This window comes from Streptomyces sp. NPDC043908 (assembly GCF_056435525.1).
Genome location: NZ_JBWKEI010000001.1, coordinates 468,228 through 483,550, shown reverse-complemented (window position 1 = coordinate 483,550; position 15,323 = coordinate 468,228). Strand labels below are relative to the sequence as shown.

Genomic DNA, 15,323 nt, shown 5'->3' with positions numbered 1-15,323 from the left:
GCGGAAGGCCGGGGTCTCGGTGCATACACCCCGTCCCCCGCCGATGTGTGCGCCCACGCCATGGTCCCCTCCCCCACGGCCTCCCTAATCTGTGCGCGCCCCCTACCCTCCCGCGCACCTCATGGAGCCGCCATGAAGAAGGCCGTCGCCGCAACAGGACTCGCGCTCGCGCTCATGGGCACCACCACCGCTCTGCCCGCGGCGCACGCCGCACCCGGTCCGGGTTCGTGCGCCGCCCTGACCGGCCGTACGATCCCGGCCTCGGTGATCGGGCTGCCCACCACCGGTGGTGAGGTGACGGCGGCGACCCCCGTCGCGGCCACCGGGACCGGGGCCACCGCGACCGGTGCGTACTGCCGGGTCGACGCCTCCCTGCACCCCGTGGACCCCGGCGCCCCCGACATCCACCTGCGGGTCGCCCTGCCCGTCCACTGGAACGGCAAGGCCATGATGTTCGGCGGCGGCGGATACGACGGTACGGTCCCCGACGTCACCGGCAACGTCCCCTTCGGCCCCCTCGACCGGCCCCGGCCGCTCGGCCGCGGCTACGCCACCTTCGCCAGTGACTCCGGCCACCAGGCCACCCCCGGCTTCCCGCCCACCCCCTCGCTCGACGGGTCCTTCGGCCTCAACGACGAAGCCGTACGCAACTTCGCGGGCGACGCCCTCGAAAAGACCCTGGACGCCGCCCGCCATCTCATCCGCCTTCATTACGCGGGCGCCGTCCCCACCCACACCTACTTCGCCGGCGGGTCCAGCGGCGGACGCGAGGCGCTCGCCGTCGCCCAGCGCCGGCCCAGGGACTTCGACGGCGTCATCGCGGCCTACCCCGCCTGGAACGCCGCGAGCCTGGACCTGTTCTTCGGATACGAGGCCCAGCTCCTCTCCCGCCCCGGAGCCTTCCTCGGCCCCACGCAGCAGGACCTGCTCCACCGCCGCGTCGTCACGGCCTGCGACGGCCGGGACGGCTTGCGCGACGGCGTCGTCTCCGACGAGCGCGGTTGCCGCTTCGACCCCCGCACGCTGCGCTGCCCCCACGGCCTGGACACCGCGGACACCTGTCTGTCCGACCCCCAGATCCACGCCGTCGAAGCGCTCTCCGCGCCCCTGCGGTGGCGCTACCCGCTGGCCAGTGGTGAGCGCGGTTACCCCGGCTTCCCCTTTCTGTCCGGCGCGGACATGACCACTCCCCTGCTCGGCATGGGAGCGGTGGCGCCGGGCCACCCGATGCCGACGAACAGCGGCTACGGGGTGCAGTTCTGGGACCAGTGGGTGCGCCACTTCGTCACCCGCGACCCCTCCTTCGACGCCCTGTCCCTCGACCCGCGCCATCCCGGCGCGTGGCGGCAGCGCATCAGCGACCTGTCGGCCCTCCAGGACGTCAACAACCCCGACCTGCGCCCCTTCGCACGGGCCGGCGGGAAACTGCTCATCCTGCACGGCACGGCCGACGAACTCGTCAGCCACCGCTCCACCGTCGACTACTTCGAGCGCGTCCAGCAGCGCGTCGGCAAGCGCGCCACCGACGCCTTCGCCCGGCTCTACCTCGTCCCCGGCGCCAACCACGCCAACATCGACGCCTCCTTCGCGGCGAGCTGGGACTCGCTGAGCGCCCTGGAGGACTGGGCCGAGCGGGACACGGCGCCCGTCCGGCCCGTCGTCACCGACGCCAACCCCGCCGCGCACGGCAGGACCCGGCCGCTGTGCGCCCACCCGTCCTGGCCGAGGTACACCGGCGTCGGCAGCCCCGACTCCGCGGCCGGCTTCACCTGCTTCCCCGCACCCCGCCCGTAGACCTCGCCGGACGCCTTCCGCCGAAGCGCCGCGTCCCGTCAGCCGATGGTGACGACACGCGCCCAGGGCGGCGGGGCGTCCGGAACGTAGGTGGGGTTCTCCTCGTCCACGGGCCCGGCGGGACGGCGGAAGAGGCCGACGACGGTGCGGCAGGGCGGCTGGGCGGAGGGCCACGGTGTCTGACCGTCCGTCAGGGTGACGATCACGTCCGGGCGCGGCCGGGAGCGCAGCGCGCGGGCGAAGCCCGAGCGCAGGTCCGTCCCCCCGCCCCCGACCAGTTCGATGTTCTCGGCACGGCAGAGCGGCACGGCGACCCCGGCCGCCGCGTCGCAGGAGATCACCGAGACCAGGTCGCGCCGCCCGCCCACCGCCCGCGAGATCGCCGCCACCTCCAGCAGGGCGCTGCCCAGCTCGGCGTCGCTCACCGACCCGGAGGTGTCGATCAGGACGCAGACCCGGGCCGGGGTACGGCGCAGACTGGGCAGCAGGACGCCGGGCACACCGGCCGAGCGCCGGGACGGGCGCCGGTAGCTGTGGTTCTCGCCCACCCCCGGCGCGCTCGCCGCCGAGCGGATCGCGGCCCCGAGCAACCGCCGCCACGGCTGCGGCGCGTGGAAGGCCTCGTCCGCCCAGCGGCGCCACCCCTCCGGCGCGTCGCCGGGCCGGCCCTTGATGCCCTCGGCGACCCGGAAGCGGACCGCGTCCCGCTGCTGCCTGCTCAGGCCGTGGGCCCCGTCGGGCCCCAGCTCCCACGGCCGGTCCTGCCCGTCGGCGCCGCTGCCGCAGTCCAGCCAGGCGAGATCCGCCGCGAGCCCGGACATCGAGGCGGTCCGCAGGTACTCCTCCATCAGCAGCCCCTCGTCCAGTCCCAGCAGCGACGGCAGCACCGCGCCTGCGGGCCGGGGCAGACCGTCGCCGTAGATGTCGTCGTTGATCTCGAAGTCGGCGGCGATGTTCCGCCGCAACCGTTCACCCGGCCCGTACTCGCCGTGCTCGCGCCCATACCGCTCGCCCCGCCCGTGGTGGTCGCGGAGCAGGTGGGAGACCTCGTGCACCCAGACGCCCGCCAACTCCTCCACGGGGGTGCGGGCGACGAAGGCCGGGGAGACGTAGCAGCGCCAGTGCGCGTCCACGGCCATGGTCGGTACGGACCGGTCCTCCACCACGTGCAGCGCGAAGAGCGCACCGGCCAGGTAGGGGCGGACCCGCACCGCGTGCAGCCGGGCGGCCAGCAACTTCTCCGTGTCCAGGGCGAGTCGGGGGCGGCCGTGCGTCCCTCCGGAGTCGTCCGGCCCCGGTACGGTGGCCCGGACCGGGCGCGGCGGCGCGGGCCGGGGCACGGGGCGCGGCACCGGGCGCTTCGCGGCCCCCGTCATCGGCACGCCCGCGCCGTACGCCCGGCGTAGGCCGCCGCTTCGGCGCGTTCCACCGACCGGGTGGCCCGCCGGGCGAGTCCGGCCACTCCGGCCAGCCGGTCCACCACCTCCGGCACCTCCCACGGGTCGCGCCGCAGCGCGGCCAGCGCCTTCGCCGGGGCGACCAGGAGGTCCGGGGCGCCGGTCTGCAGTGCCCGGGCCAGCACGGCCCAGGCCGCCTCCCAGCGCGCCCGCTCCGGGCGCGTCCCGACGGCGGCCACCACCGCCTCCAGCGCCGCCTGGCGCAGATCGCCCCGCACGGGGAGTTCGGCGTGGGCCGGGTCGGCCAGCAGCGCTTCCGGGTCCGGCAGGTCCATCCGGTCCAGATGGGCGAGGAGTTCGAGCCCCGGCCCGTCTCCGACCGCGCCCCGCACCAGCAGGGCCAGCACCTCCCGGGAGACCGAGGCCGCCGTACCGAAGGCCAGCAGTGTCAGCGCGGCCTCCCAGCTCCGGGGCGAGGGCCAGGCGCCCCCGCGTCGCGTCTCCGTGCTCGGCAGGCGGTGGATCAGCGTCGGCCGGACGCGCAGGAAACCGCAGACCGCGCGCCGGGCGAACGCCACCGCCTCCGGCAGCCGCTCCGGTGCCAGCCGGGGCAGCTCGGCCCGGGGCCATACCCCGCCGAGCCCGCGCACCACCACCTCCTGGTCGTGGGTCCAGTGCAGGTGCACGAACCGGTTGGCCAGCGGCGGGCTGAGCTCCCATCCGTCCGCCGCCGACGCGCGGGGATTGGCGGCGGCCACGATCCGTACGCCCTCGGGCAGGCGCAGCGCGCCGACCCTCCGCTCCAGTACCACCCGCAGCAGGGCGGCCTGGACGGCCGGGGTGGCCGTGGAGAGCTCGTCCAGGAAGAGCAGTCCCCGTCCGGCGCGTACGAGATCCACCGCCCACTGCGGTGGTGCCATCGGGACCCCGTTCACCGCCGGGTCGTCGCCCACGACGGGCAGCCCGGAGAAGTCGGACGGCTCGTGGACGCTGGCGATCACCGTGGTCAGCGGCAGGTCGAGGGAGGCGGCGAGCTGGGTCAGAGCGGCGGTCTTGCCGATCCCCGGCTCGCCCCAGAGCAGTACGGGCAGATCGGCCGCGACGGCCAGGGTGAGCGCTTCGAGCTGCTCGTCGGGGCGCGGTTCGGTGGTGGTCGTCCGCAGGAGGCTCAGGAGGCCGTCGGCGAGCGCGAGGCGGGCGTCGGTCCCGGGCGCCTCGGCGGGCGCGGGATGGAGGGCAGTGGGGTTCATGGGGCATCACCTGGGGTGTGGGAGGGACGGGACGAGCCGTCCCGGAGGTCGTGGAGGCATGCGGCGCGGAACGCGCGGGAGGAGCAGGGAGCGGGACTTCGGCGGGGGTGCCGGTCAGGCGGTCAGGCCGGTGCGGGGCCGGGCGCGGTTGGTCCGCTTGGCGCGCACCGAGGGAGGCGTACGGCGGTCGATCCGGGAGCGGCGGTCCGCGTCGGCGTGTCCCGTACGGGAGGCTTCGTCCTCCGCCGCCGCACCGGCGGTGGGGCGGACGGTGTCCAGACCCGCGCGGAAGAGCCCGTGGTCGACGCGGCGGGCCGCGGCCGACTCCAGTTCCTCGCGCAGCGGCCCGCCGGGCAGGACGGCATGGGGACCGAGCAGCCCCTCGATCACGGCCAGTGCCCCGGTGACATCGCCGTGGGCGAGCCGCTCCCGTACCGCGGGCAGTGCCTCCGGGCTGCGGTGCACCGCGTCGATCGCGCGCAGGCACGGCAGCGCCGGGCCGCCGAGGGCCACCAGCAGCCCCTCCCGGCGCAGTTGGGCCGGGTCGTGGTCGATCGCCGTCAGCACGCCGTCCCGCAGCGCGATCCGGTGGACCGCGCCCCGGCACTCCACCCGGTGCGGATCACCGGGGCCGGGCTGGGGAGCGGCCGCCCGTGGCGGGCCGGGCTGTGGCAGCGCCGCGGCGACGAGGGGGTGCAGCCGCTCGGCCGCCACCAGCCCGGCGCGCAGCAGTTCGAGGTCCGGGAGGACCCGGGCCGCCGCCTCCGGAAGGACCGGCAGCGCCGCGATGTCCTGCGGTGGCAGCGCTTCCCGCAGGGGCCGCGCCACCGGGACGTGGCTGTCGTCGGGGGCGACGAGTTCGAGTACGGCACGGCTCTGCGCACCGAGCCGCACGGTGAAGGCCCCGCGAGGACGTCCCTCGGCCCGCAGCAGCAGCTCCGCTTCGGCGGCCCAACGGGCCACCACCCACGGCGAGTCGGGGACGGGGGATCCGTCCGCGCCGCAGCGCAGCGCCAACTCGCCGGCGCGCTCGGCGTCCCACAGGTGGCGGTGCAGGTCGAGCCGGAAGCGGCGATCGGGGCGGGGGTGCGGGTGCGGGTGGGAGCCAGGGGCGGCGTGCGCGGTCCCTTCCCACAGGGCCAGCGACATGCGCTGTCCCGCGTCCGCCCGGGCCGGTGGTGTCCGTACCACCAGGTGCAGTGGTGGTCCGCCGGGAGCCCGGTAGCGGGCCAAGGAGAGGGTGAGCCCGGGCCGGAGCCGCCCATCGGGGGCGATCCGGGGCATGTTCCAGCGGAGCAGATCGGGCGCCAGGCGCCGCAGATCCGCGCGGAGGCGGGTGAGCAGTTCGGTGCCGTGGCGGGCGCGCACGGCGTACGGATCGAGATCGACGTCGAGCCGGGCGGCGGCGCAGGCGCCCGCCCAGTCACCGACCGCACGCCGTGCGGTGGCAGTCTCGATCATGGACGGTGGCACGGCGTACTCACGTACGCGCTGCCACATCAGAAGGCGGGCCGGAATCGGATGCGCGGAGCGAGGTGCCATCAGCACTCACCCTGCGCGAACGATTCCCCCAATCCGTACGAGGAGAAGTTCTTCATCACCGGCATCGTAGCCACCGCGATGGTGGTCTGCCACCACAAAATCGCCGCACCGCACCGCGGCGCCTCCTCTGAGGGGACGCTTCCGGTGACGGGTCCGTCACCTTTGCTCACATGACGACATAGGTGGGCATTTCGCCCTCCCGAACGGCCGTTGACGGCAAAGTGTGGTCCAGGTCACGGGAGTGACGTGATTCAAGTCCCGAGAAAGGGGCAAACGGGGCTGGTCACAAACGCGCCCCGCCGTTTTCACCACCGGTCACAAGAACCTCTTGGATCACCTTCCCACTTATGGGCGGCGGGTATCGTTGTACACAGTTTCCTCACGGAAACAGTCGGGGGTTCGCCGGTGTGTGAAGGTTCAGCGCCGGTACGGCTCTACGGCACCCCACCATGTCGTACCGCCAGCGTTGGAACGAGGTTGTCATGCCTGAGACGTCGGTTGAGACGTCACGCCCGGTGACCCGGGCCAAGTCGCCGCGTGCCGCCGCGAAGGTCGGCGAGCCGGAGCTGCGTCAGCTCCTCGCCGGTCTCACAGCCGTACGCGACGGCGACTTCGGCACCCGGCTGCCGGACGACGCGGACGGCCTGCTGGGCGAGATCGCCACCGTCTTCAACGGCATGGTCGACCAGCTCTCCCTGTTCACCTCGGAGGTGACCCGGGTGGCCCGCGAGGTGGGCACCGAGGGCACGCTGGGCGGACAGGCCGACGTGCCGGGGGTGTCGGGCACCTGGGCGGACCTGACCGACTCGGTCAACGCCATGGCGGGCAACCTCACCACGCAGGTCCGCGACATCGCCCAGGTGGCGACGGCGGTGGCGCGCGGCGACCTCTCGCAGAAGATCGACGTGGACGCGCGCGGAGAGATCCTGGAGCTGAAGGACACCGTCAACACGATGGTGGACCAGCTCTCCTCGTTCGCCGCGGAGGTCACCCGCGTCGCGCGCGAAGTGGGCAGTGAGGGACAGCTCGGCGGCCAGGCCCAGGTGCCCGGAGTCGGCGGGGTGTGGCGCGATCTGACCGATTCGGTCAACTTCATGGCCGGCAACCTGACCGACCAGGTCCGCAACATCGCGCAGGTGACGACCGCGGTCGCCCAGGGCGATCTCTCCCAGAAGATCACCGTGAACGCGCGCGGAGAGATCCTGGAGCTGAAGAACACCATCAACACGATGGTCGACCAACTCTCCGCGTTCGCCGACGAAGTCACCCGCGTCGCCCGCGAGGTCGGCACCGAGGGCAGTCTGGGCGGACAGGCCGACGTCAAGGGGGTCAAGGGCACCTGGCGGGACCTGACCGACTCGGTGAACTTCATGGCCGGCAACCTGACGGCCCAGGTGCGGTCCATCGCCCAGGTGGCCACCGCCGTGGCCAAGGGCGATCTGTCGCAGAAGATCGGTGTGGACGCGCGCGGGGAGATCCTGGAGCTGAAGAACACCATCAACACGATGGTCGACCAACTCTCCGCCTTCGCCGACGAAGTCACCCGCGTCGCCCGCGAGGTCGGCACCGAGGGACGGCTCGGCGGCCAGGCGGACGTCAAGGGAGTCTCCGGCACCTGGAAGGACCTCACCGAGTCCGTCAACGTCATGGCGGACAACATCACCGCCCAGGTCCGCTCCATCGCCGAGGTCACCACCGCGGTCGCGCAGGGCGACCTCTCCCAGAAGATCCGGGTGGACGCCCGTGGCGAGATCCTGGAGCTGAAGGACACCATCAACACGATGGTGGACCAGCTGTCCGCGTTCGCGGACGAAGTCACCCGGGTCGCCCGCGAGGTCGGCACCGAGGGCAACCTCGGCGGACAGGCGACCGTGCGGGGGGTCTCCGGTACCTGGAAGGACCTCACCGACAACGTCAACGTCATGGCGTCGAACCTGACGGGCCAGGTCCGCTCGATCGCCCAGGTGGCCACCGCCGTCGCGCGCGGCGACCTCTCGCAGAAGATCACCGTCGAGGCCAAGGGCGAGGTCGCGGCGCTCGCCGGCGTGATCAACACGATGGTCGACACCCTCTCCGCGTTCGCCGACGAGGTCACCCGGGTGGCCCGCGAGGTCGGCACCGAGGGACGGCTCGGCGGTCAGGCGCGGGTGCCCAACGTCGCCGGCACCTGGAAGGACCTGACCGACAACGTCAACTCGATGGCGAACAACCTCACCGGGCAGGTCCGCAACATCGCCCAGGTGACGACCGCCGTCGCCAACGGCGATCTGACGAAGAAGATCGACGTCGACGCCCGGGGCGAGATCCTGGAGCTCAAGACGACCATCAACACGATGGTCGACCAGCTCTCCTCGTTCGCCGCCGAGGTCACCCGCGTCGCCCGCGAAGTGGGCAGCGAGGGGCGGCTCGGCGGGCAGGCCGAGGTCGAGGGCCTCTCCGGCACCTGGAAGCGGCTGACGGAGAACGTCAACGAGCTGGCCGGGAACCTGACCCGGCAGGTCCGCGCCATCGCCGAGGTCGCCAGCGCCGTCGCCGAGGGCGACCTGACCCGCTCGATCACGGTGGAGGCCTCCGGCGAGGTCGCCGAGCTCAAGGACAACATCAACGCCATGGTCGGCTCGCTGCGCGAGACGACCCGGACCAACGAGGAGCAGGACTGGCTCAAGTCGAGCCTGGCCCACATCTCCGGGCTCATGCAGGGCCACCGGGACCTCGCCGTGGTGGCCGAGCTGGTCATGGACGAGCTCACTCCGCTGGTGTCGGCGCAGTACGGCGCCTTCTACCTCGCCGAAGAGACGCCGGACGGCACCCAGTTGACGCTCGTCGGCTCCTACGGCCGGCCCGTCGGCCTCACCGGTCACGACCGGTTCAAGCCCGGCGAGTCGCTGGTGGGACAGGCGGCGCGCAGCCGCCGCGTCATCGCCGCCGACGGCGTCCCCGCCGAGTACATCGGGATCTCCAGCGGTCTGGGCACGGCGACGCCCGGCGGTCTGATCATCCTGCCCATCGTGGTGGAGGAGCAGGTGCTCGGCGTGATCGAGCTGGCCGCCTTCACCCCGTTCACGGACATCCACCGCGACTTCCTCGACCGGCTCATGGAGACGCTCGGCGCGAACGTCAACACCATCCTCGCCAACGCGCGCACCGACGAGCTGCTGGACGAGTCCCAGCGTCTGGCCGCGGAGTTGCAGGCCCGCTCCGAGGAGCTCCAGGTCCAGCAGGAGGAGCTCCAGCGCTCCAACGCGGAACTGGAGGACAAGGCGCAGCTCCTCGCCTCCCAGAACCGTGACATCGAGGCGAAGAACCTGGAGATCGAGCAGGCGCGCCAGGAGCTGGAGGACCGCGCCCAGCAGCTCTCCCTCGCCTCGAAGTACAAGTCGGAGTTCCTGGCCAACATGAGCCACGAGCTGCGCACCCCGCTCAACAGCCTGCTGATCCTGGCCCAGCTGCTCGCGCAGAACCACACCCGCAACCTCACCCCGAAGCAGGTCGAGTACGCGGGCATCATCCACTCGGCGGGTTCGGACCTGCTCCAGCTGATCAACGACATCCTGGACCTGTCGAAGGTCGAGGCGGGCAAGATGGACATCAACCCCGAGCGGGTCCCGATGCGCCCCCTGCTCAACGACATCGAGGCGACGTTCCGTCCGATGACCACGCAGAAGAGCCTCGGCTTCACCATCACCACCGCTCCGGGCGTGCCGGCCGAGCTGTTCACGGACGACTCGCGGCTGCGGCAGGTGCTGCGCAACCTGATCTCCAACGCGGTCAAGTTCACCGAGTACGGCAGTGTCGAGCTGTCCATCGAGGTGGCCCGGGACGCGGAGATCCCGCCGGCGGTGGACGAGGGCTGCCCGGTGGTGGCCTTCCGGGTCAAGGACACCGGTATCGGCATCGCGGCCCAGCATCTGGAGGCGATCTTCGGCGCGTTCCAGCAGGCCGACGGCACGACCAGCCGCAAGCACGGCGGCACGGGCCTGGGGCTGTCCATCAGCCGGGAGATGGCCCATCTGCTCGGCGGTGCCATCACCGCGCAGAGCACGCCCGAGCTGGGCAGCACGTTCACGCTGTACCTGCCGGTCTCGTCCGGCGACCTGCTCGCCCAGGTGACCGGCAGTGACGCGCTGGCCGCCGCCGAGGACGCGGTGAGGGGCCTGTCCTCCGCCGAGCAGCGGCAGTTGCCCCCGGCCGCGGCGGATGTGCCCGACCGCCGTCCCCGGCGGCTGCTGGTGATCGAGGACCGTCAGCGCGGCCTGCTGTCCCTGGTCGCCGAGAGCGCGGTCGCCAACCTGGAGAACAGCCCGGAGCTGCCGGGTGAGCACAGCCACGAGGTCATCACCGTGGTCGGCGCGCAGGAAGCGGCCGCGGCGCTGGCAGCCGACCCCTTCCACTGCGTCGTCCTCGACGTCGACATGGCCAACAGCGAGGCGTGGACGTTCCTCGACGCCATGGACGGCGACGCCGCCCTGCGTCAGGTGCCCGTCCTGGCCCACAACAGCCAGCGGCTGAACGCGGAGCAGGAGCACGCGCTCCAGGCCCGGGCCTCCGAGCGCCCGCTGGAGGTCCTCTCCAGCCTGGACGAACTGCGCGAACGCATCGTGCTGCACCTCTCCGCCGAGCAGCCCGGCGATGTCATCGCGCTGGTCAGAGGCGACAAGCCACGCCATCAGGAGGTCGACGGCGTCGACGAGACCCTCAAGGGCCGTACGGTCCTCGTCGTCGACGACGACGCCCGCAACCTCTACGCCATCAGCGGCATCCTGGAGCTGCACGGCATCCGCGTCCTGCACGCGGAGGACGGGCGCAAGGGAATCGACACGCTCTGCGCCCATCCCGAGATCGACCTGATCCTGATGGACGTGATGATGCCCGAGATGGACGGCTACGCCGCGACCTCCGAGATCCGGCAGATGCCCGAGTACGTGGACCTGCCGATCATCACCGTCACCGCCAAGGCGATGCCGGGGGACCGCGACAAGAGCCTCGCCTCCGGCGCCAGCCACTACATCACCAAGCCCGTGGACGCCAACGACCTCCTGGCGTGCATCCGGCACTGGCTGGGGGAGAAGTGAGGCCCGCACCCGTCCGCCGGGCCACTCCCGGCCGTCTTCGTCCGTCCGTCGTTGACACCAAGGAGTCCCTCGCGCGATGAGTGTCAGCGAGCAGACCGGGGGCCACGCCGAACCCCACAGCGGTGAGGACGTGTCCCCCGGCTCCGATACGCCACAGCCGACTTCCGCATCCACCGCGGTGGCGGTGCCGACGCAGAAGGACGCCGCGTCCGCGGACGGTCCGCAGCCGTCGACGGCGGTCACCGAGAGCGCGCCGAGGCGCCCGCACACACCCGCCCCGGCCGTGGGCCAGGACGGCGGCGAGGCCGTGGGCCGGCTGGCCGCCACCGTGGAGCGGCTGCGGGCCGAGGTGCAGGCCGCGCGGGCCGCCGTCGAGGGCCGCGCCCTGGTCGAACTCGCCAAGGGCGTCATGATCGAGCGGCTGCACTGCGGACCCGCCCAGGCCGCACGCCAACTCGCCGAGCTGGCCGAACAGGCGGGCATGTCCGAGCTGGAACTGGCCGCCGACATCATCAACGAGGCCGCCCGCGACCAGGTCGCCCAGATCGCCGCCGACTTCGTACGGCGCACGGCCTCGGACAGCGACGCGGACACCGACGCGGACAGCGCCACCTCGGTGGCGGTACGGCTGCGGACCGCGGAGAGCGCGGCCCTGGCCGCCGACGACACCCAGGCGGTCGCGGAATCGCTGCTGCAACACGCGCTGGCCCCCCTGGAGGCCGTCGCCGTGGCCGTGTGGACCGCGGGCCGCGACGGCTCCCTGGCCCTCAGCGGCCACGCCGGGTTCAGCAGGGAGGAAGCCGAGCGGTGGCGTTACGTACCGCCCGGCGTGGCGACCGTGGCGCGCCAGGCCCTGTCGAGCCGTACCACCGTGCACCTCGAATCCGTGGCGTCCATGCCGTCGATCGGCCAGCCGAGCTGCCCCGAGGGCGGCCGGGTCGCCATTTGCGCCGGTACCGGCGGCCGCATCCACGGCGTGCTGGAGATCTGCTGGCCCCGGCCCCTCCCCCCGCTCCCCCAGGCGGTCGAGCGGCAGTTGGAGGCGCTGGCCGAGCTGTGCGCCCACACCCTGGAGAGCCTGCCCACGACCTCGCCCTCGGTGCCCCGCTCCGCCGGTCACGACCCGGCCGCGGCCGAACTGGTCGACCTGTCCGACGGACTGCACGACGCGGCCCTCGTCCTCACGCCGCACCTGAACACCGACGGCAGCCTGGCCGACTTCCGCATCCACCACGCCAACGTCCACTTCAAGGACCCGGCCGGCCGCCCGCGCAGCGCCCTCAACGGCGGACTGCTGCTGGAGACCTACCCCATGGCCATCGGGGGCAGCGACCTCTACAACCACATGGAGCGGGTCTACGCCACCGGTGAGCCCCTGCGCGTCCAGCGCATAGCGCTCACCACGCTCGTCGACCAGGTGCCGTTGCAGGTCGTCGCGGACATCAGTGTCACCCGGCACGGCAGCAGTCTGCTGGTGATCTGGCGCATCGAGGACGAGACCGCCCGTCTGGCCAGCCTGCTCCAGCACGCCCAGCGGCTCGGCCGCATCGGCGGCTTCGAGGAGGACCTCGCCACCGGCGAGATCACCTGGAACAGCCAGCTGTACGCCCTGCACGGGCGGCCCCTCACGCAGGGCCCCGTCCCCCTCAAGGACCTCGCCGCGCACGCCCACGCCGACGACGCCATCGCCATCGGCCGGTTCCTGCGCACCGTGCTGTTCCACCAGCGCTCCTCCACCGTCGCCTTCCGGCTCCAGCGCGCGGACGGAGTCACCCGGCACATCCGCATCGTCGCCGAACCCGTCCTGGACAGCGAGGGGCACCTGCTCCGTATCCGGGGTGCCTACCAGGACATCTCCGCCCAGCACTGGACCGAGGTCGCCCTTGCGGCCACCCGCGACCAACTCGCCCAGACCGCGCAGGAGTCCGCCGAACGCAACCGGCTGGCGCTGCAACTCCAGCACGCCATCATGCCGCCGGCCCACGGCCCGCTCCAGGTCTCGGGGCTCCAGGTCGCCGTGCGCTACCGGCCCGCCGAGTCCGAGGCGCTCGTCGGCGGCGACTGGTACGACGCCGTCGTCCTGCCCTCCGAGCACATCCTGCTGTGCGTCGGCGACGTCGCGGGCCACGGCATCGACGCGGCCACCGGCATGGTGGTCCTGCGCAACGCCCTGCGCGGTCTGGCCATGACGGGGGCCGGTCCGGGCCAGCTCCTGTCCTGGCTCAACAACGTCGCCCACCATCTGACCGACCAGGTCACCGCCACCGCGGTCTGCGCCCTGTACGACCCCTCCACCCGTACGCTGCGCTGGGCCCGGGCCGGGCACCTCCCTCCGGTCCTCGTCCGCTCGGACCGGGCGAGCGCCCTGCCGCTCACCGGGGGCCTCCTGCTGGGAGCGCTGCCGGAGGCGGACTACGAAGAGGACGAGGTGCAACTGGAGCCGGGCGACACCCTGCTGATGTATACCGACGGCCTCGTCGAGCGGCGCGACACCGCGATGCAGGAATCCCTCACCCAGCTGCTGACCAACGCCCAGACCCCGGTCGACGGCCTCAGCCAGCGCCTGGACCGACTGCTGACCTACAGCAAGTCGGACACCGACGACGACACCTGCCTCATCGGCATCGAGGTCCTTGAGGAGCCGTCGGCCTGACCACCGCGCCCGTGTGGCCCTTCCTCGGAAGGGCCACACGGGGCCACGGCTCCTCAGCCGGGCCGCTTGGCCAGGACGACCACGCCCGGCCCGGTGTGCTCGTCCGCCGGGAGCCGGAGCTCGGCGACCGTACGCAGCCCGGCCTCCTCGATCAGCTCCACGAGCGGTTCCGGCCGCCACTTGTGCGTCGTCCAGCGCACCGGCACACCCCCGTACGCCTCCGTGCGCTCCACGTCCTCGTCGCCGACGTGGGTCGCGGTGATGAAGTGGCCGCCCGGCTTCAGCGCGCGGGCGAACTGGGCGAGTACCTGCGGAAGGACGTCCCGGGGGAGGTTGAACAGCGACCACCAGCCGAGCACCCCGCCCAGGGTCGCCTCGCCCAGGTCGAGTTCGGTGGCCGAGGCGACACGGAAGCGGCACTCCGGGTGGAGGCGGCGCGCGTTCTCGATCATGCGGGGAGAGAGGTCCACGCCCGACACGTCCAGGCCGCGCTCGGCGAGGTAGGCGGTCACCGTTCCGGGCCCGCAGCCGACGTCGAGGACGGGCCCGAGCCCGCCCACCGCGTCGGCGAAGGCGTCGATGGACGCCCTGAGCCAGGGATGTCCGGTCCGGATGTCGCCGATCCCCGTAGTCAGCACCATGTGGGCGTAGTTGTCGGCCACGCGGTCATAGGACTCACGGACCTCGTCGAGATCGGCGGGGCGGTCGATACGGTGTGCGCGCATCCGCCAACCCTATGGCGGTACGCGGATGTGGGAAGCGGCGGCGACGGTCGGGGGAGCGCCGGTCCCGGGTACCCGGTTCTCGGGTCAGCTCCTCCGTGACGCGCACCCCGCCCGCGAGGACGCGTCCGCCCGCCGTGACACCACCGCGCCGCTCCCCCTCTGGTTGACCTTGACACGGTGACAAGCCCTTCACTGTCTGCCGAGGAGGTGGTCCCATGACGATCACACACCAGGACACCGACGTGGTCCGAGCACTCCAGGCGCTGGCGGACGCCCGCTCGTCCGTACGGCTGCGGGCCGCTCTGGCGGTGGGGACGGCGCCCGACCGGCGCTTCGTCGACGCACTCGTCGAGCGCTGCGCGAGCGAGCCGGAGTTCTTCGTCCGGGACATGTTGACGTGGGCGCTCACCCGCCACCACGTGTCCCTGACCCTGCCCGCACTGCTGCGCGCGGTCCGCTCGGAGCGGGCGCAGGCCCGCAGCCAGGCGCTGCACACCCTGTCCAAGATCGGAGACCGGCGGGCCTGGCCCGCGGTCACCCGGGCGCTGCTGTGCGACGCGGACGAGGAGGTGGCGCGGGCCGCGTGGCGGGCCGGGGTCGTTCTCGTGCCGGAGGGCGAGGAGTCCGCGCTGGCCGAGGTGTTGGTGTCGCAGCTCGGGCGCGGTGACCGCGAGACGCAGCTGAGTCTGAGCCGGGCGCTGGTCGCGCTGGACGAGGTGATCGTGCCGGCGCTGCGAGCGGCGATGACGGGCCCCGACCCGCGCGTACGTGCTCACGCGCTCGCCACAGAGCGGCTGTTGCGCGACCCGGACGCCGGATTCGGGTTCGCCATCGAGGAGGCGAAACGCGTGGTGGTCCTCGGCGAGGACCGTCAGGAGGGAAGATGAGAC

At 72.8% G+C, this 15,323-nt stretch carries 8 protein-coding genes; 4 read left to right on the top strand and 4 right to left on the bottom strand.

Features of this window, described 5'->3' with window-relative positions; all coding sequences use genetic code 11:
- The first annotated feature begins 132 nt into the window (after positions 1–132).
- Positions 133–1,794: a tannase/feruloyl esterase family alpha/beta hydrolase gene (locus tag AC069K_RS02255; RefSeq protein WP_478611252.1), complete on the top strand. Its 1,662-nt coding sequence runs from the start codon at positions 133–135 to the stop codon at positions 1,792–1,794.
- A gap of 38 nt (positions 1,795–1,832) precedes the next feature.
- Here the strand turns inward: AC069K_RS02255 and AC069K_RS02250 are convergent, their stop codons facing one another.
- From AC069K_RS02250 to AC069K_RS02240, 3 genes are all read right to left on the bottom strand, one after another.
- Positions 1,833–3,170, bottom strand: a complete 1,338-nt coding sequence (locus AC069K_RS02250) for a vWA domain-containing protein (RefSeq protein WP_478611996.1) — start codon at positions 3,168–3,170, stop codon at positions 1,833–1,835.
- Positions 3,167–4,441 (bottom strand): AAA family ATPase, encoded by a 1,275-nt coding sequence (locus tag AC069K_RS02245; RefSeq protein ID WP_478611249.1) that lies wholly within the window; start codon positions 4,439–4,441, stop codon positions 3,167–3,169. Before AC069K_RS02245 ends, AC069K_RS02250 begins: the two co-directional genes overlap by 4 nt.
- A gap of 114 nt (positions 4,442–4,555) precedes the next feature.
- On the bottom strand, positions 4,556–5,983 hold the full coding sequence (locus AC069K_RS02240; RefSeq protein WP_478611246.1) for a hypothetical protein: 1,428 nt from the start codon (positions 5,981–5,983) through the stop codon (positions 4,556–4,558).
- Between the two features lie 482 nt (positions 5,984–6,465).
- Here AC069K_RS02240 and AC069K_RS02235 point away from each other — a divergent pair, with 482 nt between their 5' ends.
- Complete coding sequence (locus tag AC069K_RS02235) at positions 6,466–11,055, top strand: HAMP domain-containing protein (RefSeq protein ID WP_478611243.1); 4,590 nt, start codon at positions 6,466–6,468, stop codon at positions 11,053–11,055.
- A 76-nt stretch (positions 11,056–11,131) separates the two neighbouring features.
- On the top strand, positions 11,132–13,708 hold the full coding sequence (locus AC069K_RS02230) for a SpoIIE family protein phosphatase (protein ID WP_478611240.1): 2,577 nt from the start codon (positions 11,132–11,134) through the stop codon (positions 13,706–13,708).
- 53 nt (positions 13,709–13,761) lie between these two features.
- Here the strand turns inward: AC069K_RS02230 and AC069K_RS02225 are convergent, their stop codons facing one another.
- Positions 13,762–14,433 (bottom strand): class I SAM-dependent methyltransferase, encoded by a 672-nt coding sequence (locus AC069K_RS02225; RefSeq protein WP_478611237.1) that lies wholly within the window; start codon positions 14,431–14,433, stop codon positions 13,762–13,764.
- A 215-nt stretch (positions 14,434–14,648) separates the two neighbouring features.
- Between AC069K_RS02225 and AC069K_RS02220 the strand changes: the two genes are divergently transcribed.
- Positions 14,649–15,320 carry a HEAT repeat domain-containing protein gene (locus AC069K_RS02220; RefSeq protein WP_478611234.1) on the top strand — a complete coding sequence of 224 codons (672 nt, stop codon included), beginning with the start codon at positions 14,649–14,651 and terminating at the stop codon, positions 15,318–15,320.
- Positions 15,321–15,323: the final 3 nt, after the last annotated feature.

Bases quoted from the DNA above. Each gene is read 5' to 3' on its own strand.
- AC069K_RS02255 (WP_478611252.1), top strand. From the start codon at position 133: ATGAAGAAGGCCGTCGCCGCAACAGGACTCGCGCTCGCGCTCATGGGC.
- AC069K_RS02250 (WP_478611996.1), bottom strand. From the start codon at position 3,170: ATGACGGGGGCCGCGAAGCGCCCGGTGCCGCGCCCCGTGCCCCGGCCC.
- AC069K_RS02245 (WP_478611249.1), bottom strand. From the start codon at position 4,441: ATGAACCCCACTGCCCTCCATCCCGCGCCCGCCGAGGCGCCCGGGACC.
- AC069K_RS02240 (WP_478611246.1), bottom strand. From the start codon at position 5,983: ATGGCACCTCGCTCCGCGCATCCGATTCCGGCCCGCCTTCTGATGTGG.
- AC069K_RS02235 (WP_478611243.1), top strand. From the start codon at position 6,466: ATGCCTGAGACGTCGGTTGAGACGTCACGCCCGGTGACCCGGGCCAAG.
- AC069K_RS02230 (WP_478611240.1), top strand. From the start codon at position 11,132: ATGAGTGTCAGCGAGCAGACCGGGGGCCACGCCGAACCCCACAGCGGT.
- AC069K_RS02225 (WP_478611237.1), bottom strand. From the start codon at position 14,433: ATGCGCGCACACCGTATCGACCGCCCCGCCGATCTCGACGAGGTCCGT.
- AC069K_RS02220 (WP_478611234.1), top strand. From the start codon at position 14,649: ATGACGATCACACACCAGGACACCGACGTGGTCCGAGCACTCCAGGCG.